Genomic DNA, 21875 nt, shown 5'->3' on the forward strand with positions numbered 1-21875 from the left:
AGCCAAGCTGCCATCCACCTTTCCACTCTGGCCCATAAGCCCGAACAGTTGGACGAGCGCCACTCGAATCACAAGCGTGGGCAAAGCCAGAGCACTCTCACTCCTGAGTGTAAGAGGGTTTTGCCATGATTTCCTGGGTCGGCATCGATATCTCCAAATCAAACCTGGTTGTATGGGTTCAACCTCAGGGTGAAGGTTTTGACCTTCCCAATACGTCAGAAGGCTTTGTTGAGCTGATTGAGCGCCTGAGCCGGTACGAGGTTGGCCGGGTTCTGCTGGAGGCCACCGGTGGTTACGAGAGCAAGGTCATGGCGGCACTGCAGGGCGCCGACTTCAACGTGCTCAGAATCAATCCCCGCCGGGCCAGAGCCTTCGCCGTGGCGATGGGCAAGAATGCCAAGACCGACCCCATCGACGCGGCCGTGCTGGCGGACTTCGCTGAAGTGCTGCATGCATCCCGCGACAAGATCATTTCGCCGGAACGTGAAGCGCTGCGCGAGCTGATCCAGTTGCGCGAGCAGTTTGTTCAGCAACGAGACGACAACAAGCGCCGGCTTCAGCAAGTCCAGCTACCCGTTGTTATCGAGGCGATCAAAGGTCTTGTTCACTACCTGCAAGTGCAGATCAAGCAGCTCGATAAAACCATCCATCAGAGCATGCATGAACTGGATGCCGAAAAAGCCGAGCGACTCATTTCCGTTAAAGGTATCGGTACGGTGGCCACAGCCAGCTTGCTGGTTTACCTGCCTGAATTGGGAGAGCTTGATCGTCGTGAAGTGGCGGCCTTGGCGGGAATTGCGCCGTACAACGACGACAGCGGCAATCACAGCGGAAAACGTCAAATCTATGGAGGCAGAGCCCGTGTCAGACGTGCGCTTTACATGTCTTGCTGGGTCGTGATCCGTCATCAGCCAGACTTCAAGGCACGTTATGACGCTCTTCGGGAGCGAGGCAAGAGCGCGAAAGTCGCGCTCATCGCCTGCATGCGGGTCTTACTGATTAGGCTGAATGCCATGTTGCGGGACGGCACCGAATGGCGGTGACGAGTGGCAGGGGGAAGACAGTTGCTCCCACATTACGGCCGCGTTCAATCAGGATAAACGCGATCACCTGTGGGAGCGGGCTTGCTCGCGAATAGCGGTATTACGGAATCAACGCAATCTCGATCAACCGATGCAGCTCTTCAACCTCCAGCGCGGCCTCGGAAAACAGAATGCGGAAAACGATGGGGGCGGCGATCAGGTTGATCAGCCGATCAACACACGGCGCGGGCTCGTTGGGAAAACGGTCGAGGATCGTCTGCAACTGCCCGCCAATGATCGTTGCGCAGTAACTTGGCTTGAGCGCCGCCTGTACGTCGCGCAGCATGTTGCGGCCAGGTTCGGAGCTCATTTCGTCCAGGTACTGTTCCGCCCAGGCTCGAATATCCCCACGCAGGCTGCCGGTGTGGGTGGGGTCGTTGTCGGGCTGCATGCGGGCGAGGGCGACGTCGGCCAGCAGCGCCGACAAATCCCCCCAGCGTCGATAGATGGTCGAGGGGGTAACGCCTGCGCGCGCAGCAATTTGCGGCACGGTCAGGCTGGCGCGGTCCTGCTCCTCGAGGAGTTGACGCACGGCCGAATGAATCGACTCTTGTACCCGTGCGCTGCGTCCGCCCGGGCGTAAGGTGGGAGCTGTCATCCTGGGGTTCCTGTAAAAGCCATGCCTCGGACCTTAACACAAAGAATTTGCTTTAAGAGGGATCCGGTAGCACACTCCGCAAAAGCAAAAACTTAGCTTTTGTGGAGCCCGCCTATGTCCAGTTCTCATTCAAACCGTGCCAGCCTGTGGTTTCTTGCCGTTACCTTGCTCAGTTTCCTGGCGGCCTCCACGGCGCCGACGCCGCTGTATCACCTGTATCAGGAGCAGATGCAGTTTTCGGCCGCGACCCTGACCCTGATTTTTGGCGTGTACGCCCTCAGCCTGTTGGTGGCGTTGCTGACCGTCGGTTCGTTGTCCGATTACCTGGGGCGCAAACCGGTGATTTTCACGGCGGTGGTGCTGAATATCCTGGCGATGTTGCTATTTATTCACGCCGACAGCGTCACCTGGCTGATCAGTGCCCGAGTCCTGCAGGGTTTTGCCACCGGCATGGCTACCGCGGTGCTGGGCGCAACGCTACTGGATACCGACCGCGAACGGGGGCCGCTGGTCAATAGCGTTGCACCGTTGACCGGTATGGCCATTGGCGGGTTGGGCTGCGGTGTGTTGGCCGAGTTCGCCCCGGCGCCGTTGCACCTGACGTTCTGGCTGCTGCTGACGTTGTTTGTGATGCAGGCGGTGTATGTCTGGCGTTTGCCGGAAAGCGTCTCGCGGCAGGCCGGGGTTTGGGCCTCGTTGCGACCGACTCTGCATGTGCCGCTGCAGGCGCGCTCGACTTTCTGGCGGGTGCTGCCGCTCAATACTGCACTGTGGGCCCTCGGCGGTTTCTACGCTTCCCTGGCGCCTTCGTTGGTGCGCACGGCCACAGGCTCGACCTCGAACATGATCGGCGGAGCGACCGTTGCCGCCTTGACGTTGACCGGTGCGCTGATGATTTACAGCATGCGCAACCGACCCGCCGGCAAGTCATTGTTATTGGGCGCCAGCATGATGCCAATGGGTGTGGTGCTGATTTTGCTGGGGGTTCACAGTGCCAGCCTGCCGCTGTTTTTCCTTGGCACCCTGGTCGCAGGTTGTGGTTTCGGCTCCGGTTTTCTCGGCACCTTGCGTAGCCTGGTGCCGCTGGCCTTGCCCCATGAGCGTGCCGGGCTGGTGTCGACGTATTACGCGCTCAGCTATCTCGCCTTCTGCCTGCCATCGCTGCTGGCCGGGAATCTGAGCCGAATCCTCGGTTTGGTGGCGACCGTCGACGGTTATGGCGCGGTGTTGATTCTTCTGGCTCTTGGCGCTTTGGCAGGTTTGATGCGCCCGCGTTCAGGCAGGGCATGCGAGGCCAGCTCCTGATTGAATATCTATGTAATAGATAACATATAGAGATATTACCCGTTATATAGATATTCGATCCGGATCTAACATGGGCTCTACCTCACAAGAGGACAGGAGTTCGCCATGACATGCGCCAATAGCATCAAGCCCGGAATCAAACCGTTCAGTCACCTGCAGCACCCACGCGAAGTGATCCGCCAGTTCACCCCCAACTGGTTCGCGGCCACCATGGGCACCGGTGTGCTGGCCCTGGCTCTCGCGCAATTGCCGGTCGCCATGCCCGCCTTGCACGCCTTTGCCGAAGCCCTGTGGCTGTTCAACATTGCGTTGTTCCTGCTGTTCACGGCGCTGTACGCCGCCCGTTGGCTGCTGTTTTTCGACGAAGCACGACGGATCTTCGGCCATTCCACGGTCTCGATGTTTTTCGGCACCATCCCGATGGGCCTGGCGACCATCATCAACGGTTTCCTGGTGTTCGGCTTGCCACGCTGGGGCGACGGTGTGATTCACCTCGCCGAGGTGTTGTGGTGGCTGGATGTGGCGATGTCGCTGGCCTGCGGCGTGCTGATTCCCTACATGATGTTCACGCGTCAGGAGCACAGCATCGACCAGATGACCGCTGTCTGGTTGTTGCCGGTGGTCGCGGCAGAAGTGGCGGCCGCCAGCGGTGGCCTGTTGGCGCCGCATTTGGCCGACGCTCACTCGCAGCTGGTGATGCTGGTGACCAGCTACGTGCTCTGGGCATTTTCGTTGCCGGTGGCTTTCAGCATCCTGACCATTCTGTTGCTGCGCATGGCCCTGCATAAACTGCCCCACGAAAACATGGCCGCCTCGAGTTGGCTGGCCCTTGGCCCGATCGGCACCGGCGCGTTGGGCATGCTCGTACTGGGCGGCGATGCACCGCTGATTTTCGCGGCCAACGGTTTGCCGGGCGTCGGTGAGATCGCTGCGGGACTGGGCCTGGTGACCGGCATCACCCTGTGGGGCTTCGGCCTGTGGTGGATGCTGATGGCGTTGCTGATCACTGTGCGGTACCTGCGCGCCGGCATCCCCTTCAATCTGGGCTGGTGGGGCTTCACTTTCCCGTTGGGTGTCTATTCTCTGGCGACGTTGAAGCTGGCCAGTACCTTGAACCTGACGTTTTTCAGTGTGTTTGGCTGTGTACTGGTGGCGTTGCTGGCGGTGATGTGGCTGATCGTTGGCAAGCGCACGGTGCTGGGCGCCTGGCGTGGCGAGCTGTTTGTCTCGCCATGCATTGCCGGATTGAAGAAATAACCGGCAAAGATTAGGTAAGGTGTGGCCTGGATCGAGTTTCGATACTCCAATTACAGTATCCAGGCCACTCTCTACATAATCAGGGACACATGGAAGATGAGTCACCCCTCACAGTTCACCTTGTTGCGTACCCGGCGCTTCCTGCCGTTCTTCATTACCCAGTCCCTTGGGGCATTCAACGACAATGTGTTCAAACAGTCTTTGATCCTGGCGATTTTGTACAAGCTGACCATCGAGGGTGACCGCTCTGTCTGGGTCAACCTGTGTGCGCTGCTGTTTATTCTGCCGTTTTTCCTGTTCTCGGCCCTGGCCGGGCAATTCGGGGAAAAGTTCGCCAAGGATGCGTTGATCCGCCTGATCAAGCTTGGAGAAATCGCCATCATGGCGGTCGGCGCCGTCGGTTTTCTGTTCGATCACCTGTCGCTGATGCTGCTGGCGCTGTTCGCCATGGGCACCCATTCGGCGCTGTTCGGGCCGGTGAAGTACTCGATCCTGCCGCAGGCCCTGCGTGAGGATGAACTGGTCGGCGGCAACGGCCTGGTGGAAATGGGCACCTTCCTGGCGATCCTCGCCGGCACCATTGGCGCCGGGGTCATGATGTCTTCGGCACATTACGCACCGGTGGTGTCCACGGCGATCATCGGCATTGCCGTGCTCGGCTACCTGGCCAGCCGCAGCATTCCCCGGGCGGCGGCCGCCACGCCGCAAATGCGCCTGAACTGGAACATTTTCAGCCAGTCCTGGGCCACATTGAAGCTGGGCCTGGGGCAAACACCGGCGGTGTCACGTTCGATTGTCGGCAACTCATGGTTCTGGTTTGTCGGGGCGATCTATCTGACGCAGATCCCGGCCTATGCCAAGGAATGGATGCACGGCGACGAAACCGTGGTGACGCTGATTCTGACGGTGTTCTCGGTCGGCATCGCATTGGGTTCGATGCTGTGCGAGAAGCTTTCCGGGCGCAAAGTCGAGATTGGCCTGGTGCCGTTCGGATCGTTCGGCCTGACCGTCTTCGGTCTGCTGCTGTGGTGGCATTCCGGTGGAATTCCGGACAGCGCCGTCGGCCATGGCTGGATCGACATCCTCGGTTTCGGCCACACCTGGCTGGTGTTGCTCGACATCCTCGGCCTGGGCGTCTTCGGCGGTTTCTACATTGTGCCGCTGTACGCGTTGATCCAGTCGCGCACAGCGGAGAACGAGCGGGCGCGGGTGATTGCCGCCAATAACATCCTCAATGCGCTGTTCATGGTGGTGTCGGCGATTGTCTCGATCGTCTTGCTGAGCGTGGCCAAGCTGTCGATCCCGCAGTTGTTCCTGGTCGTGTCGTTGCTGAACATCGGGGTCAACGCCTACATCTTCAGGATTGTCCCGGAGTTCACCATGCGTTTCATGATCTGGCTGCTCAGCCATTCCATGTATCGCGTGGAGCACCGCAATCTGGACCTGATCCCCGACGAAGGCGCGGCGCTGCTGGTGTGCAACCACGTGTCGTTCGTCGACGCCTTGCTGATTGGCGGCGCGGTACGTCGACCAATTCGCTTTGTGATGTATTACAAGATCTACAACCTGCCGGTGCTGAACTTCATCTTCCGTACCGCAGGGACGATTCCGATTGCCGGGCGCCAGGAGGACATCCAGATCTATGAACAAGCCTTCACGCGCATTGCCCGGTATCTGAAGGACGGTGAGCTGGTGTGCATCTTCCCCGAAGGCAAATTGACCGCCGATGGCGAGATCAACGAGTTCAAGGGCGGCTTGACGCGGATTCTCGAGGAGACACCGGTGCCGGTGATTCCGTTGGCCTTGCAGGGGTTGTGGGGGAGTTTCTTCAGCCGCGATCCGGGCAAGGGACTGTTTCATCGCCTGTGGTCGCGGGTGACATTAGTAGCAGGGCCGGCGGTGGCGGTTGAAGTGGCGCAGCCGGCGAAGTTGCAGGCGATGGTGGGGGATTTGCGCGGGGAAGTCAGATAGTCGGTGACAGTTCGGGCCTCTTCGCGAGCAAGCCCGCTCCCACAAGGATTGATGGTGTGCTCTATATGTGTGGGAGTACACGAAACCTGTGGGAGCGGGCTTGCTCGCGAAAGCGGTAGTGGCCTAAGCGCTGACTTTGAGCCCAACCAACCCGCTAATGATCAACGCCACACTCGCCAGCCGCACCAGCGCCATCGACTCGCCAAACAGAATGATCCCGGCGATCACTGTGCCAACGGCGCCGACACCGGTCCAGATTGCATAGGCTGTGCCCAGCGGCAATTCCTTCATCGCAAGGCCGAGCAGGCCAAGGCTGATAGCCATGGCGGCAACGGTCAATACGGTGGGGAGAGGGCGGGTGAAACCGTCGGTGTACTTGAGGCCGACGGCCCAGCCCACTTCGAACAGGCCGGCGAAAAACAGAATGATCCAGGACATGAAGACCTCCATCGTCTGACGGGGTCGTCCCCTGATTAATGACTCGATCGAGCCGCGAGGTCGTCCTCGCGATGGGCAATATAGTGCCCAGCATTAACCCGGGGATCAAGTTTTCCAGTCAGTCGCTGACCTGTTGTGCCGCCATTTCCCGATCCTGTTTTTCACTCATGCGACGGAAATACGTGGAGAGCAATGCCCCGGAAATATTGTGCCAGACACTGAACAATGCACTGGGCACGGCCGCCAGCGGCGAGAAGTGCGCGCTGGCCAACGCGGCGCCCAACCCGGAGTTCTGCATGCCGACTTCCAGGGCCAGGGACTTGCGCTGGGCCAGAGGCAGCTTGAACAGGCGCCCGGTGAAGTAACCCAGCAGGTAGCCAAAGCTGTTGTGCAGCATGACCACGGCCATGATCAACAGGCCGGACTCGGCAATCTTCGCCTGGCTGGCGGCCACCACTGCCGTGACAATGATCACGATGCTGACCACCGACACCAGCGGCAACACATCCACGGCGTGGCGAACCTTGTCGCCGAGCACCCGTTGGGCAACCACGCCCAGCACGATCGGCAACAGCACCACTTGCAGGATCGACCAGAACAACTCCATGAACGACACCGGCAACCAGGCCGAGGCCAGCAGCCAGATCAGCGCCGGCGTCAGCAGGGGGGCGAGGAGGGTGGTGACGGCGGCGATGGCCACCGACAGCGCCAAGTCGCCACGGGCCAGCCAGGTCATCACGTTCGACGAGGTGCCGCTTGGGCAGCAGCCGACCAGAATCACGCCGACGGCGATTTCCGGCGGCAAGTGGAACGCCTGGCAGAGCAACCACGCCACGCCCGGCATGATCACGAAATGGGCAACCACACCCAGGGCCACGCGCCAGGGATGGCGAGCGACTTCGGCGAAGTCTTCGAGCTTGAGGGTCAGGCCCATGCCGAACATCACCAGCCCCAGCAGCGGCACGATGGCGCCTTTGAGGCCGATGAACCATGCCGGCTGCAGGAACGCCACGACAGCGAAAATCAGTACCCAGTAGGCGAAGGTGTTGCCGACAAAACGACTCAATGCAGCCAGTGCGCGCATGGCTTGATCCTTGTTAGGTGAAAGCGTTAGGGAGCTAAGCATACGCTGCTGGCAAAAAAAGATCGCAGCCTGCGGCAGCTCCTACATTGGAATGTATTCCTCCTGTAGGCGCTGCCGCAGGCTGCGATCTTTTGATTCAGGCGATCAGATGCCTTGCGGAGTCTCTTCGCCACCCAGCGCTTCAACCAGCGCCGGCAGGAAGTCGCCGAAGGTCAGCATCATCAGGGTGAAGCTGGCGTCCAGTTGGCCCAGGGCTTCGTCGCCACCGTCCTGTTCCGCCTGGTCTTGCAGCAGGTCTTCGAACTTCAGGCGCTTGACCACCATCTTGTCGTCGAGGACGAACGACAGTTTGTCCTGCCAGGCCAGGGACAGTTGAGTGACCACTTTGCCGGTGCTCAGGTGCAGCTGGATTTCTTCGCTGGTCAGGTCCTGGCGCTTGCAACGCACAATGCCGCCGTCTTCGTGGGTGTCGCGCAGTTCGCACTCGTCCAGCACAAAGAAATCGTCCGCGGCTTTCTGCGTGGTAACCCACTCGGTCATGGTCGCGGTCGGCGACATTTTCACGGTCAGCGGACGCACCGGCAGGGTGCCGATCACTTCACGCAGGGTCGACAGCAAGTCTTCGGCGCGTTTCGGGCTGGCCGAGTTGACCAGGATCAGGCCTTGTTTCGGCGCGATGGCGGCGAAGGTCGACGAGCGGCGGATAAAGGCGCGGGGCAGGAAGGCCTGGATGATTTCATCCTTGATCTGATCGCGTTCCTTCTTATAGACCTTGCGCATTTGCTCGGCTTCGATCTCTTCGACCTTTTCCTTGACCGCGTCACGCACGACGCTGCCCGGCAAAATACGTTCTTCCTTGCGCGCGGACACCAGCAGGAAGTCACCGCTGACGTGCACCAGTGGCGCATCTTCGCCTTTGCCGAACGGCGCGACGAAACCGTAGGTGGTCAACTCCTGGCTTGCACATGGGCGCGCCAGTTTGGTGGCCAGTGCAGTTTCCAACGCCTCGGCATCAACAGGCAGATCTTGGGTCAGGCGATAGATAAGCAGGTTTTTGAACCACATGGGGTGAGTCTCTCCTTTATACAAAGGGGGGCATTATTGTCTTCGCCGTGCCATAGGCCAACCTTTCTCTAAGCCTTTGGAAGGCCTGAGAAAATTATTTAAAAAAGTACTTGCCAGAGGTTGGGTCGCTCCGTAGAATGCGCGCCACACCGAAGCGAAGGGTGATTAGCTCAGCTGGGAGAGCGTCTGCCTTACAAGCAGAATGTCGGCGGTTCGATCCCGTCATCACCCACCATTCGTTTCATGTGTTTAGCGCAGCGGTAGTTCAGTCGGTTAGAATACCGGCCTGTCACGCCGGGGGTCGCGGGTTCGAGTCCCGTCCGCTGCGCCATATTCGGTAACCTGGAACACTGAACGCCAGGTCACCACGGAAAAACCCGCTATAGCGGGTTTTTTTCTGCCTCAAGTTTGCACGTTGTACCCGCGGGATGTGTCGTTTTACCGGTTTTCGGATTTATTTGAAAAAACTTCAATTAAATCAACACTTTACGAAAACTTGTGGCATAATGCGTCCCGTAACGAAGCGAAGGGTGATTAGCTCAGCTGGGAGAGCGTCTGCCTTACAAGCAGAATGTCGGCGGTTCGATCCCGTCATCACCCACCATTCGTTTCAAGCGTTTCGCGCAGCGGTAGTTCAGTCGGTTAGAATACCGGCCTGTCACGCCGGGGGTCGCGGGTTCGAGTCCCGTCCGCTGCGCCATATTCGGTAATCTGGAACACTGAACGCCAGGTCACCACAGAAAGCCCGCCTTGTGCGGGCTTTTTGCTGTCTGGCATCTGGCCAGTCCTGAAAGCGATCCCGGGATCGCTTTTTTTGTGTCTGCCCGGTTATTGCTCGGCGTTGCGGCTGTGCCGGTAGTCGCTGACAGCTTCATACACGGCTTTGCGCAGGCGATTGATTCCGCCGATGGGGCGGTGTGCCTCGATACCGAACCAGGGATTGAATGACTGGTTGTCGCATTGCAGGTTCAGTGCCGGTGTATCGAAGTCCTGCGCCGGCACCTTGATCTGCGCCACCGTCTCGAAGGGCGCATCGCTTTCGCGCCATTCAATGCTGGTGTCTTCAATCGGCATGTACTTGTTGGCGTCCTGCCGCTGGATTTGCAAGACGAAACACGCGGCTACCCGGTCGGTCGACAACTGTTGATTCAGCGCATTGCGCAGGAAGTTCGGCAAGTTGCGGTTTTGTTCCGGCAGGTTGTAGGCCGGGCAACTGCCCGGATCGGGCATGACCCGGAACTTGGCATTGGCTTCACCGAATTTGTAGGGTGAAACCGAAAAGTACGTTGTCCGGGTTGGGCTTGATGGCGCAGGAGACAAGGTCGCCAGGGCAATAAACAGGTGGCGAACCTGCCACGAACGCGGGTCCCAGCCCGGAAAGAACGCCATCATTTTTTTACCTTCGGCCTGGGCAGCAACGTTCTGACGGTATTCGGCCACGTTACTTACAAAGAAGTTCGGATGGCTGAACATCACAAAGTCCTGTTCGCTTCGCCCCGGCTGATCACTCAACAGTTGTTTGCCCGGTACATCGAGCAGCTTGATCGCCATGCCCCGGGCATCGCGGATGCTGTCGAACTGCGGGTAGGCGTTGCCATTGGACAGGCGCATCGTCGCTTGCCAGGTTTTGCCCGGCTCGCTGAACACGCCCTGGCGCAATTCGCTGGCCAGTTCCGGCAGCACCTGAACTTCGGCTTTGACGCAGCCGTGGGCCTTGGCGTGGGCATCGCGCAGGAAGCGGGTGCTTTCGCGGTGCTGATCGACGATGCGCACGGCGGTCTGGATGATGTCCCGGGTCATCGCGGCTTCATCGTCCGCAATCGACTCCTGCGCCGAGACCGGTCCGCGCTGCTGCCAGGCAAACCAGGCGGTGGCCAATGCCCAGCCAAGCACGCCGAGAACCAGCAGCCACAGCAACAGTTTGCCGAGGAAGGCGCCCAGGCGCAGCCAGAGTGTAATCAGCATGAGAGCGTCCTTTTGGCTGAGGCTGTGATCATGGCAATTGCGCTTCCAGCGGGCCGCCCAGCACTTTCAGATATTCCAGCAATGCCCAGCGCTCCTGCGGCTGCAGCCAGCGGCCGATCACGCCATTGCCGAGTTTGCCGGCACGGAATTCATGACCACTGTTGTGGTTGCCGGTGATTCGCGTGTCGAACAGAAAACCATTGGTAAAGGCTTCGGTGCGGTAACCCAGGTGTCCCGGGTCATATTCGAAAGTGCCTTTGTAGAACGTGGTTGCACGCTCATCCTGAGGCGACAGCAATTGATAAATGCTCGGTACCGAACCGTTGTGCAGAAAGGGCGCTGTCGCCCATACACCCGCCAACGGCCGGGCCTTGTACGAACGCAATTCGCGCACGCCGATTGGCAGGCCGAATCCGTCCATTTCCGGGCGTTCGGCGGGGGTGACATTGGCATCCTGATAGGCGCGGTCGCGGACAAATGCCGTGACATAGGCCAGCCCCTTGGCGACGGACATCTTGCTCAGGTCCAGTGGTTCGTCGGGTTTTGGCTCTACATCGAGTTTTTCCAGTTCCGCCTGCTTCCATTGCAGCGCTGTCAGGTCGAAGCGGTGGTCGGCGATGTTGTTGGCCGCGCCCGGGTCTGTGCCGATGTCATCCACCGGGAGCATTTTCAGGTGCTGAACGTATCGGCCCTCGCCCTGGGTGGTTCGCGGTACATGGCAGCCCGCGCAGTTTTCCGCGAACAGGGTGCGCCCCTTGGCGGCCAGCGGCTTGTCGATCGCGCCCAGCAGGTCTTCCGGCCAGGCCGGCGGCGAGAGTCGTTGCAGGGTTTCTTCGATCAGGTGCAGGTCGCGCACACGGACGCTGGAGGGATAGCGGGCATCGCCCATCAGCGGCTGGCCGTTCTGGTCGAAGAAGTTCAGCGTGGCGCCGACGCCCAACGCCTCGCCGATGTTGCGGGCCATCGGTTGCTTCGCCGAGCCGTTCCACTGCACCCATTCGAACGTCCACATGTCCCACAACTGCGGATAATCGACCGGAGCATTGGCCACGCGGTAATTGTCGGGGGAAATCGCGTCACCGAAGCTGGCGTTGGCAATGCGCCCGAAGGCATCGGTGCGCCCAGGGCCTTCCTCGGTTGGATAGAGCCCGCGATGGGTGTCGTTCCAGGCCACTTTGAGGAATGTATCGAGCGAAGTCTTGAGTTCTTTGCGCAGTTGCTTGTGGCGCGTCTCGTAGTCCTGGCCCAGTACGTTGCGTGCGAAACGTTCGAATTTCCACGGGTTGTAGTAGGTCGAGACCAGGCTGGCGACCAGCGCTTGTCCGAAACTGCCCCCTTTGAGCGTAGGAACGCTGGACGGCAGGACATGCTGCGCCGAACCGCCGTCGATACGCACGGCTTGCCCCTTGAAGCGCAGTTCGCCGGTATGGCAGGCCGCACAGGTGATGTCCAGAAACACCTCCGGGCTGCCGGCATTCTGATGCCGGGTAAAGCCTGCGGGGAGGTTGCCGGGGTTGTTCGGTGTGGGTTTCTGGCCGGGGTCCACCAGAAAACCGAAGCGCGCGAGGTACTCGGGGGCGGCGAAGCGTTGCTGCGAGAAGGGCAGTTCGAGGGCGGTGAACCAGTCATAGCGCAAGCCTTTGACCTGGGTGCCCTGGGGTGTGAAGTAATAAGTCTCTCGGTCGACGGCGCTCCATTGGTCCAGGTAATGCACCTGTTGTGCAGGCGACCAGGCCGGCAGTTTCGGGTTGGCGACGTAATAAAGAACCACGGCCAGGGCCAGCCCGAGCGGGACTGCGATGAGAGCCAGCAAGCGTAGGAAGAGGCGCAAGATAAACATCCTTGTCGAATTATCATGCCGTTATGCCCGAGTGGCCAATGTGCGGCAAGGGGCCATTACGCCAGATTGCAGGTTCAGGAATCAGCCTCTGTCGGAGCAAGATGAAGGAAGCTTCATCACTGGAATTGTGAAAAGCGTTTAAACACCTGAACTTATCAATTGATTCCGGCTCTCATGCCGGTAGCCATTGGTCGTGGCGGCCTGATAAGCTCGCGGCTTTACTCGATTGCCCTTTAGGCGCATGAACAAGGAAATAGCATGAAACAGCATCGGTTGGCGGCGGCGGTGGCCCTGGTTGGCCTGGTACTTGCGGGTTGTGATTCGCAGACCAGCGTAGAGCTGAAAACTCCGGCGCAAAAAGCTTCCTACGGCATTGGCCTGAACATGGGCAAGAGCCTGGCTCAGGAAGGCATGGATGACCTGGACTCCAAAGCTGTAGCCCAGGGCATCGAAGACGCCGTCGGCAAGAAAGAGCAGAAGCTCAAGGATGAAGAACTGGTCGAGGCGTTCGCCGCACTGCAAAAGCGTGCCGAAGAGCGCATGGCCAAGATGAGCGAAGAGTCGGCCGCTGCCGGCAAGAAATTCCTCGAAGAAAACGGCAAGAAGCCTGGCGTGACCACCACCGCTTCGGGCTTGCAGTACGAAGTCGTGCAGAAGGCCGATGGCCCTCAGCCTAAGCCGACTGACGTAGTGACCGTTCACTACACCGGCAAGCTGACCAACGGCACCGTCTTCGACAGTTCCGTCGAGCGCGGCAGCCCGATCGATCTGCCGGTCAGCGGTGTGATCCCGGGTTGGGTCGAAGGCCTGCAACTGATGCACGTTGGCGAGAAGTACAAGCTGTACATCCCTGCTGACCTGGCTTACGGCGCTCAAAGCCCGAGCCCGGCGATTCCGGCCAACTCGGTGCTGGTATTCGACCTGGAACTGCTGGCCATCAAGGACCCGGCAAAAGAAGACGCCGCTGCCAAGTAACCAGCGCCTGCTTCGACAACAACGCCTCGCTCATGCGGGGCGTTGTTGCATCTGGCGTTCGGCAGGGGTAAACAAAACGAACAGACGCTCTAGGCCGGAGTCTTAGGCATAGTAGTGTCGGCGGTAGACGCACAAGGCCGCCAAGTCAATGAAATTATGGGTTTTTTTTGATGAGTAAAAAACGCCCGATCTGAACGCAGGCCTTGTAAAACGGGGCTTACAGCGATGAAAAGCAGCTCTGTTCACAAGGTTATCCACAATTTGTGTGGATAACATTTCAACGGGAGGAATGATGAAAGCACCCTGGAATTTCGCTCGTTTCCTGCCACTGGCCGGACGTCTGTTGGCACGCGGTCGATTGCCGACCCTGTTGTTCGCGGTCGCCAGCAAAGGCGCAAGCCAGGGCAATCGACTGGGCAAGATCAAGGACGACCTGAAGCTGTTGCAGGCACTCTGCCTGGCCTACTGGCGTGGCGAGTATCGAGCCATCAGCCCCAAGGCGCTGCTGTCGGTTGTCGCGGGCCTGATGTACTTCCTCAGCCCGGTGGATGCGATCCCGGATTTCATTCCGGTGTTCGGCATGTTCGATGACATCGCCGTCCTGGCGTGGTTGATGAAAGTACTCGACGACGAGCTGAATGCCTTCCGCGCCTGGCGCAAACGGCAGGTCCCGGAGAAGCTTGCGGTGGTTGAGCGCCTGCCCGATACCCCCGAGCAACTTCAACTGCAAGGCCCGAAAAAACGCTGAGTCGATTTTGACGACTTCATAGATTGATGCCCCCCGCGACCTTGGCCGCTGTTAGGATTACACTTCTAGGGAAAAGTGCCGACTCGCTAAGTGTTGTTGTCCTACGGGGTAGTGATGGATATTCAGATAATTACACGCGAAGGCGAGCCCGAGTATGCGGTTCTGCCATGGGCTCAATATCAGGCGTTATTGAAAGCAGCGGGCATCAAGGAGCAAGCGTCGCCTCAAGCCACGAAGTCTCAGGCGGCGACACCAGACGCGATTCTTCCGGGTCTGGATCAACTACGCAGTTTGCGCGAGGGGAAGGGCATCGCCATCGAGGCGCTGGCCCGCACGGTAGGCATCAGCCCGTCTTACCTGGCCATGATCGAAAGTGGCGAGCGTCTGCCCGACGCCGCGATTCGCCGCAGCCTGGCTTGGGAATTGACGGTGCCAGGGTGGAGGGATGAATCGTGAGTGTACGCATCAGTCGTCAACACTGGGACGGATTGCTGGGCGAACTGGATCAGGCGCGACGCCAGCGCCATCTGTTGACGTATCGGGCATTGCTGGAACGTTTGCAGCTGCCGACCCCGGCCATGCAGACCCTGACGGCAGCCCTTGAGCATCTGGCGGCTCTGGACGCCAAGGCGGAGCAGCCATTGCGCAGTTCACTGGTGATCAGCCAGGGCGCCAGCCGTTTGCCGCGCACCGGATTCTTTGAGTGTGTCGAGCGCCTCGGGCGTTTTTCCGGGCCGTCGGACGGCGTTGCCGCCGCGTCCTGGCACGCTTCGGAAGTGGTGCGGGTGTTCGAGTACGAATACCCGGAATCGGCCGAGGCCTGAATGTTTTTGCAACTCAAGGCGCGTGCCGGGTACTGGCTCGCGCGCCGGTTGTTTCACTGGTCGTGGTTTGTTCGCCAGCCGCAGGGCTGGCGCTGGCTCGAAGGCCAGTTTGCACGCATGGCCAACCTGGGCGACGTCGGCGCCCAGAGCTTCTATGGGCACATCCTGACGTTTCGCGGTGTCGGCCTCGGCGCTCGTGAGGAGGGCGTGCGTTTGTTGCGCCTGGCGGCGTTGGCGGGCGATGGCAAGGCGGCGTATCAGGTGGGCGTGATCTGTTTGGCTGGGACGGCGAGCAAGGCTCCGGATCCGCTTGAAGCGGCGCGATTCTGGGAGATCGCGGCGAAGGCCGGGCATCCGTTGGCGCCGATCAAGTTGCAAGAGTTGGCGTCTCGCGAGTCTGGCCTATAACCCTGGGCCTGTCTGCAAGGCGACCTGTCTTTTGTTGACTGTGTACATATCCATTTCTGCGGTAACGGCGACTTATGGTTTCGCCCTTACGGCGAGTCCCTTTTGTCAAACGACACAAAAGGAACCAAAAAGTCTCGCCCCTTACGTACGGCCCCTCGCTGAGGCTCGGGGTTCCTTCGCTGCGGTATTCATCCGGGGGCATTGCCCTCCGGTCGGCTTCGCTTCGACCTACATGCAATGAGTTCGACTGCGTCGAACGGCGCTGCGCGCCCATCCCCGGATGAACACCTCCACTCAGCCTGCCGAGGGGGCGGGTGGATCAAGATCAAGAGCGGCAGGCGAGCTAACGCTCGGCCTGTTGAGTGGTGAAGAGCGTCTGTGTATGCCGCTCTGTCTTTGCTTTTCTGTGGGAGCGGGCTTGCCCGCGAAGGCGGCCTGCCAATCACCGCTGCCCCATCAGGCAAGCACCTTCACGTTCCTGCACCACCAGGCTATCAATCACATGCACGCTATAGCCCTGCACATTCTTCGCATGGTGTTTGGCTTGTGACGCCATTTCCGCCAGCTGGCTCGCATCGAGTTGTCCACAGGCCTGTGGATGAAGATGCACCACGCCGATCGACAGTGACAACAGCGCAAACTCCTGTCGCACGCCCTGGCGATTCGGTGCGATGAAGCAGCCGGCTTCCAGGTGCTCGCTGCGGTAGAAGCGTCGGCATTGGCTCTGGAAGTCGTCGAGCAACTGGTTCAAACGTTTGCGCCAGTCTTCCGGGCCGAGCACCAGCAGGAAATCATCACCGCCGATGTGGCCGACGAAGTCGCGGGACGGGTCGACGCGGTCGTTCAGGCATTGCGCCAGGCACAACAGGACTTCGTCGCCGCGGCCATAGCCGTAGATGTCGTTGAAAGGTTTGAAGCTGTCGATGTCCACGTAGCAGATCACCGATTCCCGTTGCTGTTGAAGCAACCGCGTCAGGCATTGCTGGATCGGCACATTGCCCGGGAGCAAGGTCAGCGGGTTGGCGTAGCGGGCTTGCTGGATCTTCAGTTCGGTGATCAGTTTGAGTACGTCTATCACGCGGCCGAGCCCGAGATAGCCGCCATTGAGGGTGATGATGAAGTCTTCTTCGATGCGCTGGCGGGCACGGCCCGTGATCAGGCGGCTGACTTGTTGCAGCGACTGACTCAGCTCGACGGCCAGGAAGTCATCGTTCATCAAGCGGCTGATGGGTTTGCGGGCGAACAGATCGGTGGCAAAGGGCTTGAGCAGGGCATCGGAGAGCGAATGCCGATGGACGATACCGCAAGGCTGACCCTGTGCATCCAGGACCGCCAGCGAGTTCAGGTTGGCCTGGCGGCGAAAGGCTTCGAGCACCGTGGCGGTCGGGGTGTCCCGGTTCACGGCGGGTTGCTCGTTGAGCAGTGCGCTGAGGTCGCTGCCGTCTTCGCTCAGTACAACGCTGGTGCTGTCCTGGCGGGGCATCATTGCCCGGGCATCCTGTGGCGGGTGTTCCTGGGGGCGGCAGAGCAGATAGCCCTGGACCAGATCGACGCCCATCTCGGTCAGTACCGTGAGCTCTTCCGGTAACTCGATACCTTCGGCAATGACTTGCGCCCGCGAGGCCTTGGCGATTTGCAGGATCGAGCCGACGAACTCGCGCTTGAGCGCATCCTGATGAATGCCATCAATGAAATGCCGGTCGATTTTCACGTAATCCGGCCGCAACTCAGACCACAAACGCAAACTCGAATAACCCGCCCCCAGATCATCCAGCGCAATCGAAAATCCCATCGCCCGATAGTGATGCAGGGCGGTTTGCAGCAGCTGGAAATCATCCGTCGGCGTCTGTTCCGTGAGCTCGATGACTACCTGACTCGGCGGAATGCCGAAGTCCTGCAGCAATTGCAGGGTGCGTCCCGGTTGATGGGCTGCTTCGAGCAGGGATTCCGGGGATACGTTGAGAAACAACAGGCCAGGCAGTTGTTGTTCATTGAAGCGTCGGCAAGCGCTTTCGCGGCAGGCAATTTCCAGCTCGCTCAAACGACCGGCCTGACGAGCGACGGCGAACAGGGCGACAGGGGAGTGCAGAGGGCTGTTGGACGGCCCGCGACTGAGGGCTTCGTAGCCGAGAATGCGCCGTTCAGAGAGGCTGATGATCGGTTGGAACAAACTGTGCAAACCGCCTTGAGTCAGGATCGAGCTCAATGCACTCAGCTGTTCGGTTGTGGTCATGGCGATCTCTGGCGATAAAAAAAGGACTGGCGTGGTCCCTTTCGACAAGGAGCACGCCAGTCCCGTATTTCACGACAGAATGATGACTGTTTGATGACGCCCCGGAGGGCGTTAGCATTAAATTGCCATCAGCTGTTTATCAACACTCAGTGCTTCGCCACTGTTGTGTTGAGTTTCAGGTAGTCCAGCAGAATCCGCCCGGTTTCGCTCAGGTAGGCATCGTCTTCCGGTTTGGTCTTGTCGTCCTCGGCCGCGATGGCGTCCTCGTCTTCTTTCTTCAGCTCTTTGAGCGGTTCTTCGCCCTTGGCCTTGCGACGGATGTTCTCCATGGCCAGCTGTTTGGCTTCGATGTCGGCGTGCTGGGCACGACGCTCGGCTTCATTGAGGCTGACGGTCTTTTCGGCCATCAGTTTCTGCGCCAGGGCCAGCTTGTCGCGGATGAACACGAACTCCGCATCCTTGGCGGTACGAATGTCGTGCTCGGACTTGAGCTGCGAAAGGTACGGCTTGAAGGGGTCGACCGCCGGCTTGATCGCCGCCTTGATGGTGTCCCACGGCATGGCTTCGGGCAGGGCGCTTTCGCCGATTTCCTTGGTGTCGATGATCGACGGGTAATCGATATCCGGCAAGACGCCCTGATGCTGAGTGCTCTGTCCGGAAACCCGGTAGAACTTGGCCAGGGTCAGTTTCAGCTCGCCATGGTTGAGTGGCTGGATGGTCTGCACGGTACCTTTGCCGAAGGTCTGGCCGCCGATGATCAGTGCGCGGTGGTAGTCCTGCATGGCGCCGGCAAAAATCTCCGAAGCCGAGGCGGACAGGCGGTTGACCAGCAATGCCATCGGGCCTTTGTAGAACGCACCTGGGTTTTCATCTTCCAGCACGTCTACACGGCCATCGGCGTTACGCACGAGCACGGTCGGGCCTTTGTCGATGAACAGGCTGGTCAGCTCGGTGGCTTCCTGCAAGGAGCCGCCGCCGTTGTTGCGCAGGTCGATGACCACGCCGTCGACTTTGTCTTTCTGCAGTTCGGTCAGCAGTTTCTTGACGTCGCGGGTGGTGCTCTTGTAATCCGGGTCGCCGGCACGGAAGGCCTTGAAGTCCAGATAGAACGCCGGGATCTCGATGACGCCGAGCTTGTAGTCCTTGCCGTCCTGCTTGAGGTTCAAGACCGACTTCTTCACGGCCTGGTCTTCGAGCTTCACCGCTTCGCGGGTGATCGGCACGATCTTGGTAGTCTGGTCGTTCGGCGCATTGCTGGCCGGGATCACTTCCAGGCGCACCACGGTGCCTTTCGGACCACGGATCAGCTTGACCACTTCGTCCAGGCGCCAGCCCACCACGTCGACCATTTCCTTGTTGCCCTGGGCAACGCCGATGATCTTGTCGGCCGGTGCAACCTGCTTGGTCTTGTCCGCCGGACCTGCCGGCACCAGGCGCACGACTTTCACCTGGTCGTTATCGCTCTGCAACACGGCGCCGATGCCTTCGAGGGACAGGCTCATGTTGATGTCGAAGTTCTCTGCGTTATCCGGCGACAGATAGTTGGTATGCGGGTCGTAGGACATGGCGAAGGTATTGATGTACGCCTGGAAGATGTCTTCCGCGCGGGTCTGGTCCAGGCGCGCCAGCTGGTTCTTGTAGCGCTTGGTCAGGGTTTCCTGGATCTGCTTGGAATCCTTGCCGGCGATCTTCTGGCGCAGGACTTCGTCCTTGACGCGTTTGCGCCACAGGTCGTCGAGTTCCGCGGTGGATTTGAGCCAAGGGGCGTCCTTGCGGTCGATCAGCAAGGTTTCCTTGGTGTTGAAGTCGATCTTGTCGACGCCCTTGTTCAGCTCGGCAAGGGCAAAGTCCAGACGCGCCTTCACGCGGTCCAGGTAGCGCTTGTAGATGGTGAACCCGGCGTTGAGGTCGCCGCTCTTGAGGAAGTCGTCGAACTGCGTCTTCCACTTGTCGAATTCGGCAATGTCGCTGGCCATGAAATAGCTGCGCGATGGATCCAGCAGCTTGAGGTAGCTGTCGTAGATGATCACCGAGCGCGCGTCATCGAGTGGCGGCTTGCTGTAGTGGTGGCGTTTGAGCAATTCCACGACGTTCAGACTGGCGATCACTTCGTCACGATCGGGCTGAAGCTTGTCCCAGCTATTGGCTGCGAATGTATTGCTCGACATCGGCAGCAAGCCGATACCGATGAATAAGGCGAGGGCAGTGCTTGGGAACAGATGCTTCATGCTGATTCGACGCGGGGACAATTGATAACGCATATTAGGCCGTCTTTGAAGTCGCCGGCTCTTTGGGAGCCGGTCGCATAATGCAAAAAGCCCGGCGCTATAGCTTCGGGCTCAGTCCAGACTCACTATGGAGGCACTGTGAAAGCATTGCAAGGCGTTGACGGTCAAGTGGTATGGGTTGATGAACCCAGTCCTGCATGCGATGTAGGGCAAGTTCGTATTCGAGTGGCGGCAGCGGGCCTCAATCGCGCCGATTTGTTGCAGAAAGCCGGTCTTTATCCGCCACCACCGGGGGCCAGCCAGGTGCTCGGTCTAGAGTGCTCGGGGGTCATCAGCGAGGTTGGCGCCGGCTCCTCCTGGCAGGTGGGCGATCGGGTTTGCGCCTTGCTGGCCGGGGGCGGGATGGCCGAAGAGGTGGTTGTCGACGGGCGGCATGTATTGCCGGTTCCCGACGGAATGTCACTGGTCGAAGCGGCGGCATTGCCCGAAGTTTATGCAACGGTCTGGCTGAATGTGTTTCAACTGGCTGCGCTCAAGCCGGGTCAGAAAGTTTTGTTGCATGCCGGAGCAAGTGGCATTGGTTCAGCGGCCATTCAGCTGTGCAAGGCCTTCGGTAACCCGTGCTGGGTCAGCGTCGGCTCTGCCGAGCGACTGGCGTACTGCGAAGCGCTGGGTGCCCAGGGCGGCGTGGTGCGTAACGGTGATCTGGAGAGCTTGCGCGATCTGGGGCCGTTCGACGTGATTCTCGACCCGGTGGGTGGCAGTTACGCGGCCTTGAACCTTAAGTTGCTGGCTCAGGATGGTCGCTGGGTGTTGATCGGTCTGATGGGCGGGCGCGAGGCCAAGCTGGATCTGGCCCAGGTGCTGGCCAAGCGCGTGCAGTTGCTGGGCTCGACCCTGCGCAGCCGGGATGATCAGTTCAAGGCAGATCTGTTCAATGATCTGGGCCTGCACGTGTGGCCGCTGTTCGCCGAGGGGCGCTTGAGTGCGCAACTGGCCAGGACATTTCCGATCAAGGATGCCGAGGCAGCGTTTGCCGAGTTGGCGAGTAATAACGTGGCGGGGAAGGTGGTGTTGGTGATTGACGAGAGCCTGGCCTGATCGCGGATGGCTTTGAAAAGATCGCAGCCTGCGGCAGCTCCTACAGGGGAGCGCGTATCCCTGTAGGAGCTGCCGCAGGCTGCGATCTTTTGCTTTATTTCCAGAGGTGGATGGGCCACCCGGCCTTTTCGGCCTGCTCGCGCAACACCGGATCCGGATTGACCACGTGGGGGAAATCCACCTTCAGCAACAACGGCAGGTCATTGCGTGAGTCGGAATAGAAGCTCGCGCCTTCGAGGTTTTCCTCTTCCGCATCCAGCCACTCCAGCAAGCGGGTGATCTTGCCTTCGCGGTAGGTCAGGGTGCCCACGGTATGGCCGGTGTAAACGCCCTGAGCCACTTCCAGTTCGATGCCCAGAATCTCGTCGATCCCCAGGCGTTCGGCGATGGGGCCGACCAGGTGAGTGCCCGAGGCCGAGATCACCAGAATCCGGTCGCCGGCCTTGCGATGCGCCGCGATGGCCTTGGTGGCGTCGCTGAAAATGATCGGCTCGATGTAGTCTTCCACCCAGGGGCCAACCAGATGCTCGACCTCTTGTGGCGTGCGGCCGATCATCGGCTCCAGGCTGAAGGTCATGAAGTCTTCCATGCGCAATTTGCCGTGGCTGTAAGCGTCCATCAGCTCGTTGTTCTGTCGCATGAACGATTCGGGGTCGACCCAGCCCAGGCGGCCCATCTGCTCGCTCCATAGGGTGGCGCAGTCGCCGTGGATCAGGGTTTCGTCCAGATCAAAAATTGCCAGGGCCATCGGGT

Annotated in this window: 19 protein-coding genes and 4 tRNA genes; 14 read left to right on the forward strand and 9 right to left on the reverse strand. The window is 59.7% G+C overall.

The genetic code is table 11. From position 1 onward, the window contains the following. Positions 1-125 precede the first annotated feature (125 nt). Positions 126-1043: an IS110 family transposase gene (locus ACEN83_RS07855; protein ID WP_495578386.1), complete on the forward strand. Its 918-nt coding sequence runs from the start codon at positions 126-128 to the stop codon at positions 1041-1043. A gap of 100 nt (positions 1044-1143) precedes the next feature. On the opposite strand, the gene ACEN83_RS07860 is transcribed toward ACEN83_RS07855, so the two are convergent. Continuing rightward, entirely contained in the window at positions 1144-1680 is a 537-nt protein-coding gene (locus tag ACEN83_RS07860; protein WP_495579931.1) for a TetR/AcrR family transcriptional regulator, read from the reverse strand. 114 nt (positions 1681-1794) lie between these two features. Between ACEN83_RS07860 and ACEN83_RS07865 the strand changes: the two genes are divergently transcribed. The 3 genes from ACEN83_RS07865 (at position 1795) to ACEN83_RS07875 (ending at position 6213) form a co-directional block, all read left to right on the forward strand. Continuing rightward, positions 1795-2985 (forward strand): MFS transporter, encoded by a 1191-nt coding sequence (locus ACEN83_RS07865; protein ID WP_495579932.1) that lies wholly within the window; start codon positions 1795-1797, stop codon positions 2983-2985. Between the two features lie 105 nt (positions 2986-3090). After that, on the forward strand, positions 3091-4242 hold the full coding sequence (locus ACEN83_RS07870; RefSeq protein ID WP_495579933.1) for a TDT family transporter: 1152 nt from the start codon (positions 3091-3093) through the stop codon (positions 4240-4242). A gap of 96 nt (positions 4243-4338) precedes the next feature. Further along, positions 4339-6213 (forward strand): MFS transporter, encoded by a 1875-nt coding sequence (locus ACEN83_RS07875; RefSeq protein ID WP_495579934.1) that lies wholly within the window; start codon positions 4339-4341, stop codon positions 6211-6213. A 123-nt stretch (positions 6214-6336) separates the two neighbouring features. On the opposite strand, the gene sugE is transcribed toward ACEN83_RS07875, so the two are convergent. From sugE to rdgC, 3 genes are all read right to left on the reverse strand, one after another. Beyond that, positions 6337-6651, reverse strand: a complete 315-nt coding sequence (sugE, locus tag ACEN83_RS07880; protein ID WP_007977599.1) for a quaternary ammonium compound efflux SMR transporter SugE — start codon at positions 6649-6651, stop codon at positions 6337-6339. 118 nt (positions 6652-6769) lie between these two features. Next, positions 6770-7735, reverse strand: a complete 966-nt coding sequence (locus tag ACEN83_RS07885; RefSeq protein WP_056721760.1) for a bile acid:sodium symporter family protein — start codon at positions 7733-7735, stop codon at positions 6770-6772. A gap of 144 nt (positions 7736-7879) precedes the next feature. Then, complete coding sequence (gene rdgC / locus ACEN83_RS07890) at positions 7880-8800, reverse strand: recombination-associated protein RdgC (RefSeq protein ID WP_007969735.1); 921 nt, start codon at positions 8798-8800, stop codon at positions 7880-7882. A 159-nt stretch (positions 8801-8959) separates the two neighbouring features. Here rdgC and ACEN83_RS07895 point away from each other — a divergent pair. The 4 genes from ACEN83_RS07895 (at position 8960) to ACEN83_RS07910 (ending at position 9500) form a co-directional block, all read left to right on the forward strand. Further along, positions 8960-9035, forward strand: a tRNA-Val gene (locus ACEN83_RS07895). Between the two features lie 19 nt (positions 9036-9054). Continuing rightward, a tRNA-Asp gene (locus ACEN83_RS07900) sits at positions 9055-9131 on the forward strand. 197 nt (positions 9132-9328) lie between these two features. Further along, a tRNA-Val gene (locus tag ACEN83_RS07905) sits at positions 9329-9404 on the forward strand. A gap of 19 nt (positions 9405-9423) precedes the next feature. After that, a tRNA-Asp gene (locus ACEN83_RS07910) sits at positions 9424-9500 on the forward strand. 128 nt (positions 9501-9628) lie between these two features. Here the strand turns inward: ACEN83_RS07910 and ACEN83_RS07915 are convergent. Then, positions 9629-10765 carry a catalase family protein gene (locus ACEN83_RS07915; protein ID WP_495579935.1) on the reverse strand — a complete coding sequence of 379 codons (1137 nt, stop codon included), beginning with the start codon at positions 10763-10765 and terminating at the stop codon, positions 9629-9631. Between the two features lie 28 nt (positions 10766-10793). Next, positions 10794-12596, reverse strand: a complete 1803-nt coding sequence (locus tag ACEN83_RS07920; RefSeq protein ID WP_495579936.1) for a di-heme-cytochrome C peroxidase — start codon at positions 12594-12596, stop codon at positions 10794-10796. A 267-nt stretch (positions 12597-12863) separates the two neighbouring features. On the opposite strand from ACEN83_RS07920, the gene bamJ reads away from it, so the two are divergent. From bamJ to ACEN83_RS07945, 5 genes are all read left to right on the forward strand, one after another. Beyond that, positions 12864-13580, forward strand: a complete 717-nt coding sequence (bamJ, locus tag ACEN83_RS07925) for a BamJ family beta-barrel-assembly machinery protein (RefSeq protein ID WP_007974985.1) — start codon at positions 12864-12866, stop codon at positions 13578-13580. 292 nt (positions 13581-13872) lie between these two features. After that, positions 13873-14328, forward strand: a complete 456-nt coding sequence (locus tag ACEN83_RS07930) for a YkvA family protein (protein WP_007974982.1) — start codon at positions 13873-13875, stop codon at positions 14326-14328. 114 nt (positions 14329-14442) lie between these two features. Then, positions 14443-14784: a helix-turn-helix domain-containing protein gene (locus ACEN83_RS07935; protein WP_116582350.1), complete on the forward strand. Its 342-nt coding sequence runs from the start codon at positions 14443-14445 to the stop codon at positions 14782-14784. Then, complete coding sequence (locus ACEN83_RS07940; RefSeq protein WP_003223109.1) at positions 14781-15152, forward strand: hypothetical protein; 372 nt, start codon at positions 14781-14783, stop codon at positions 15150-15152. Before ACEN83_RS07935 ends, ACEN83_RS07940 begins: the two co-directional genes overlap by 4 nt. After that, positions 15153-15560, forward strand: a complete 408-nt coding sequence (locus ACEN83_RS07945) for an SEL1-like repeat protein (RefSeq protein ID WP_495579937.1) — start codon at positions 15153-15155, stop codon at positions 15558-15560. 442 nt (positions 15561-16002) lie between these two features. Here the strand turns inward: ACEN83_RS07945 and ACEN83_RS07950 are convergent, their stop codons facing one another. Both ACEN83_RS07950 and ACEN83_RS07955 read right to left on the reverse strand, forming a co-directional pair. Next, complete coding sequence (locus ACEN83_RS07950) at positions 16003-17793, reverse strand: bifunctional diguanylate cyclase/phosphodiesterase (RefSeq protein ID WP_495579938.1); 1791 nt, start codon at positions 17791-17793, stop codon at positions 16003-16005. Positions 17794-17939: 146 nt separating this feature from the next. After that, entirely contained in the window at positions 17940-20021 is a 2082-nt protein-coding gene (locus tag ACEN83_RS07955) for a carboxy terminal-processing peptidase (protein ID WP_495579939.1), read from the reverse strand. A gap of 138 nt (positions 20022-20159) precedes the next feature. Between ACEN83_RS07955 and ACEN83_RS07960 the strand changes: the two genes are divergently transcribed. Beyond that, the gene (locus tag ACEN83_RS07960; protein ID WP_495579940.1) at positions 20160-21122 is read left to right on the forward strand and encodes an NAD(P)H-quinone oxidoreductase; all 963 of its coding nucleotides are present in this window, start codon (positions 20160-20162) and stop codon (positions 21120-21122) included. A gap of 94 nt (positions 21123-21216) precedes the next feature. Here ACEN83_RS07960 and ACEN83_RS07965 read toward each other — a convergent pair whose 3' ends face one another. Beyond that, entirely contained in the window at positions 21217-21870 is a 654-nt protein-coding gene (locus ACEN83_RS07965; RefSeq protein WP_104449826.1) for an HAD family hydrolase, read from the reverse strand. Between the last annotated feature and the right edge of the window lie 5 nt (positions 21871-21875).

The sequence above is a fragment of the Pseudomonas sp. Pseusp49 genome (assembly GCF_059491875.1).

Coding starts and splice junctions, on each gene's coding strand:
- ACEN83_RS07855 (WP_495578386.1), top strand. CDS start 126: ATGATTTCCTGGGTCGGCATCGATATCTCCAAATCAAACCTGGTTGTA.
- ACEN83_RS07860 (WP_495579931.1), bottom strand. CDS start 1,680: ATGACAGCTCCCACCTTACGCCCGGGCGGACGCAGCGCACGGGTACAA.
- ACEN83_RS07865 (WP_495579932.1), top strand. CDS start 1,795: ATGTCCAGTTCTCATTCAAACCGTGCCAGCCTGTGGTTTCTTGCCGTT.
- ACEN83_RS07870 (WP_495579933.1), top strand. CDS start 3,091: ATGACATGCGCCAATAGCATCAAGCCCGGAATCAAACCGTTCAGTCAC.
- ACEN83_RS07875 (WP_495579934.1), top strand. CDS start 4,339: ATGAGTCACCCCTCACAGTTCACCTTGTTGCGTACCCGGCGCTTCCTG.
- sugE (WP_007977599.1), bottom strand. CDS start 6,651: ATGTCCTGGATCATTCTGTTTTTCGCCGGCCTGTTCGAAGTGGGCTGG.
- ACEN83_RS07885 (WP_056721760.1), bottom strand. CDS start 7,735: ATGCGCGCACTGGCTGCATTGAGTCGTTTTGTCGGCAACACCTTCGCC.
- rdgC (WP_007969735.1), bottom strand. CDS start 8,800: ATGTGGTTCAAAAACCTGCTTATCTATCGCCTGACCCAAGATCTGCCT.
- ACEN83_RS07915 (WP_495579935.1), bottom strand. CDS start 10,765: ATGCTGATTACACTCTGGCTGCGCCTGGGCGCCTTCCTCGGCAAACTG.
- bamJ (WP_007974985.1), top strand. CDS start 12,864: ATGAAACAGCATCGGTTGGCGGCGGCGGTGGCCCTGGTTGGCCTGGTA.
- ACEN83_RS07930 (WP_007974982.1), top strand. CDS start 13,873: ATGAAAGCACCCTGGAATTTCGCTCGTTTCCTGCCACTGGCCGGACGT.
- ACEN83_RS07935 (WP_116582350.1), top strand. CDS start 14,443: ATGGATATTCAGATAATTACACGCGAAGGCGAGCCCGAGTATGCGGTT.
- ACEN83_RS07945 (WP_495579937.1), top strand. CDS start 15,153: ATGTTTTTGCAACTCAAGGCGCGTGCCGGGTACTGGCTCGCGCGCCGG.
- ACEN83_RS07950 (WP_495579938.1), bottom strand. CDS start 17,793: ATGACCACAACCGAACAGCTGAGTGCATTGAGCTCGATCCTGACTCAA.
- ACEN83_RS07955 (WP_495579939.1), bottom strand. CDS start 20,021: ATGAAGCATCTGTTCCCAAGCACTGCCCTCGCCTTATTCATCGGTATC.
- ACEN83_RS07965 (WP_104449826.1), bottom strand. CDS start 21,870: ATGGCCCTGGCAATTTTTGATCTGGACGAAACCCTGATCCACGGCGAC.